The 3471-nt window shown below is 52.0% G+C and carries 3 protein-coding genes; 1 reads left to right on the top strand and 2 read right to left on the bottom strand.

Annotation, left to right across the window (positions count from 1 at the left end):
- Positions 1-335 precede the first annotated feature (335 nt).
- Positions 336-1364 carry a porin gene (locus RT613_RS12545; protein ID WP_313615792.1) on the bottom strand — a complete coding sequence of 343 codons (1029 nt, stop codon included), beginning with the start codon at positions 1362-1364 and terminating at the stop codon, positions 336-338.
- A gap of 923 nt (positions 1365-2287) precedes the next feature.
- On the opposite strand from RT613_RS12545, the gene RT613_RS12540 reads away from it, so the two are divergent.
- Positions 2288-2842, top strand: a complete 555-nt coding sequence (locus tag RT613_RS12540) for a TetR/AcrR family transcriptional regulator (RefSeq protein WP_313615791.1) — start codon at positions 2288-2290, stop codon at positions 2840-2842.
- Between the two features lie 108 nt (positions 2843-2950).
- On the opposite strand, the gene RT613_RS12535 is transcribed toward RT613_RS12540, so the two are convergent.
- The coding region (locus tag RT613_RS12535; protein WP_313615790.1) for a TetR/AcrR family transcriptional regulator at positions 2951-3471 on the bottom strand (521 nt) is incomplete at its 5' end.

Raw genomic sequence — 3471 nt, 5'->3', positions numbered from 1 at the left:
CCTTGGGCGTAAGCCGGTTGTCGGTAATTCCACAGCGGTGAGCCAATATCCTTTAGAGACACCACCACACCCCGCATGGGTGAATATCGGGATCCCTGAGACCGCCAGGACCGTTGGCCTGCGGTAAGCGACATGCCGCCTTTTATCGCCTGAGATGCACAGCCCAAAAACGTCGGATACATAACACGATGCGAGCGGCCGGCGCGTGGAACGCGCGGGGCTGGCATGGGAGCATGCGATCGCCATCTCATCTGTGTCGCTTCGCAATACATCAGGCGTAAAACACAAAAGCCCGGCATTGCTGCCGGGCTTTCACCAATCGACCAGAGGTCAGATTAGAACGAACGTGTCAGACGCAGGAAGCCCGACGTGTTGTCGCCGAGGTAGTCAGAGTCTGTGTAGTCAACCGTTGCGCCAACCTTCAGACCAGCTGCGAGCTGGTATTCAGCCATCAGACCAACGCCCCAGATGTCGTCGTCGTTCTGAGTGGTCCAGTAAGCAGCAGACGGAGTGATCGTCAGCTTGTCAGTGGCCTTCAGAGCGTAGGAAGCGGAAACAGTCCACTCATATGCCCAACCGGACTGGAAGCCGATGTCGCGGTAGGAACCAACGTAAGCGTTAGCACCGGAAGACCAAGCTGCGCCGACGTTCAGTTCGCCTGGGCCAACTGGAGCAACGAGCGTTGCGTAGACCGAACCTTCTTCAGCTTCGGCGTCGTAAACGCCACGAACTGCGAGGTTAGATGCACCGAAGTCAACCTGAGCGTAGCCCTGGATACCAAATTCATTACCAGCGCTGGCGGTATGAACATTGGAAATATCGTCAATGCCGAGGCCGATGCGGAACGAGCCAGCGTCGTACAGGTAGCTGACGGTGTTGAAGTTTGTCGCGTTATCCCAGGCGTCGAGTTCGCCGTTGATACCGATGTCATCCCACCATGTGAGAGCCTTACCAGCCTTCAGGCCGCCGATGGTGATGTAAGCCTGCTCAAGCGATGCGCTGGAGGAAGGAATCTGGCCTTCAGAGCTGTAGTTGCCCTGGAAGCGAACGTAGGTGCCGATCGTGCCGAGCTCAGAGTCGGTCTTCGTGTCGAAGAAGATACGGCCACGAGTAGCGGAGTACCAGTCGCTGGTGCTGTTGTTGCCAACGTCTTCACCGAAGCCAACGGTGAAACGAACTTCGCCGCCGATGCGCAGGCAGGTTTCAGTGCCTGGGATGTAGAAGTAGCCAGCGCCGAAAGCGTCGCAAACGCGAACGTATTCCAGGGGCTCTGGCTCAGCAGCGACGATAGCGTCAGCGGCCTGTGCGCCAGAAACTGCTGCGAGAGCTGCAGCGGAGCCGATGAGAAGGCTCTTGATGTTCATGTTGACCTCCAGTCAGGGATAAAGGTGAGTTTTGACCCGAATTGTGAAATAATATTCCCGAACCCAAACCCGATAATATGAGAAGTGAGCTGCCCCGCTTCCTGAGTCTGAAAATACTGAAAGCACCTATAGTTGCAATCAGCTTCAATGGATAATTGGCCTGATCGTGCCCGCTTCATGGTGGTGTGTGGCGAAAGAGGAACAAAAGTTATGAAATGACTGAAAACGTCACTTATTCCGACATGCGTTTGAGATTAAACAAATTTTGGTGAGGATTTATTTGAAAAGTCACTTAATGTTGCTCCCCGATGGAGTATCGGGGAGCCTTGACTAAAGGCCAATGCGCTTTTCGAGGGGGCGTTGCCAGTGGATTGGAAAAGCTCCACGCAGTAACCAGCTTGAGTTGTAACTGAAATTCATTTTGCTGTCTCTAGGAATCTGAAAAAATTGTGGATGAAATAGAAATTTTTTTCACTGACTAACAGCATCCGTCACTTAGCACTCAAAAATCGAAATAGAATCAGAGCGCCGTCAGTTATCGCCTCGCTCCATAGCGATGGCCTTTGAATGACTGCTGCCAGGCTTCACGCAATGCCAACCCGGGAATGACACGTGGTCGTGGGAAAATTCTGATGTCACTGGCCGGCAGAAACAACGATTCGGTTTCCGCCGTTTTTTGTTTCAAAGGAAACGAGCCCCCTTCTCTTGCGATTTAAAAGAGGTCAAAAAAGCAGCACTGACCGTTCCACCCTGCACCAAATCAAGCACAGCCTACCAAGGTGTGTAATCACAAGAATTGCAACCAACAGATTTTGTGCGTTTCTGGCCACAAACACACTATCTGATGCCTTGAGACAGATGACCCGGTCACAAATTTTTGATAGGAAAAAGGAAGAGGGTGACAAGGGTAAAAATATAAAACAATGAGTAGAAACAGGCGCATTTGCCCCAATGATGTGCTGGATGCAGCAGAACGGGTGGTTCTGAAATCCGGCTCTTCTGGGCTTTCGATCGATGCTGTCGCTAAAGAAGCCGGCATCAGCAAATCTCAGGTCGTCTACGATCATAAAACAAAGAGCGGTCTTCTCGAAGCCTTGGTGGATCGGCAACTTCAAAGAGATGGCGATTTTGTCAAAAAGTCCGTGGCGTCTTGTGCTGAGACACAACATCCTGAACTTTATGGCCGGATAAAAGCTGCAGCGACAGGCTGGGAAGAAGCAGAGCGCGCTGTCTGCATGGCCGTCAGCGCTTCGCTTTCCAACGATGATCGCTTGCAAGAACTGATGCGCCAATGGCAGCAAAATGATCTCAATGCGATCAAGGCTGGCCCCAAACCCCGCGCTGCACTTCTGGCTTATATGGCGCTTTCGGGATTTTCCTGCATTGAATTGTTCGGCTTTCACAAATGGTCGGACGAAGACCGCGAAGCGCTGCTCAGTGACATCAGAAAGATCTATGAAACATTTCCCGACGAGTAAGCCGGTCTGTAACGATCAGCCATGCGCATGGTTGATCGTTCTCTAACCCCACTGCCAACGAGCCTTGTCGTTGAATTTCAATAACACAGGCAATTCATAACTGTCAGGTCAGCAGGCCTTTGCCAGTGGCGCCGCCGCACCGATGTCCTTCACCTGCTTCATCAGGTTGAGGATATTGTCGATCCTGGAGACCAGCACGTCATGTTCCGTCGTCGCCACAATGGCCGGGTGGCATACGGCTAGGAAGATATCCGCCAACGCTTCCGAAAATCTCTCGGCATCGGACAGTTCCATATCTTCAATCACTTGCGGGCAAGCGTCGAGAATGCGGCTCCTCATGATATCAGATACATTCTCGGTCGAGAGAATATTCGTCAGAATATAGAACAGTTCGGGTTCGGCCTGCGACATATGCGAGAGATCACCGAGAATATTCAGAGGTAAAGCGCGCAGCCTTTCTTTTGGCGTAACACCTGCAATAACCTGCACCGGGCGCAATCTCTGTTCGACAACGGCATATGCGAGATCGAGCTTGGAGCGAAAATGTTTGTGAATGTTGGCCGCAGACATTTTTAACGTGTCGGCGATGCTGGTGATCGACGTTTGCTGATAGCCTAATTTCGCGAATG

Origin of the sequence: Agrobacterium sp. (assembly GCF_032092815.1) — a bacterium.
In the GTDB taxonomy this organism is placed as follows: Bacteria; Pseudomonadota; Alphaproteobacteria; order Rhizobiales; family Rhizobiaceae; genus Agrobacterium.
This window is presented reverse-complemented; position numbering and strand designations above follow the sequence as displayed.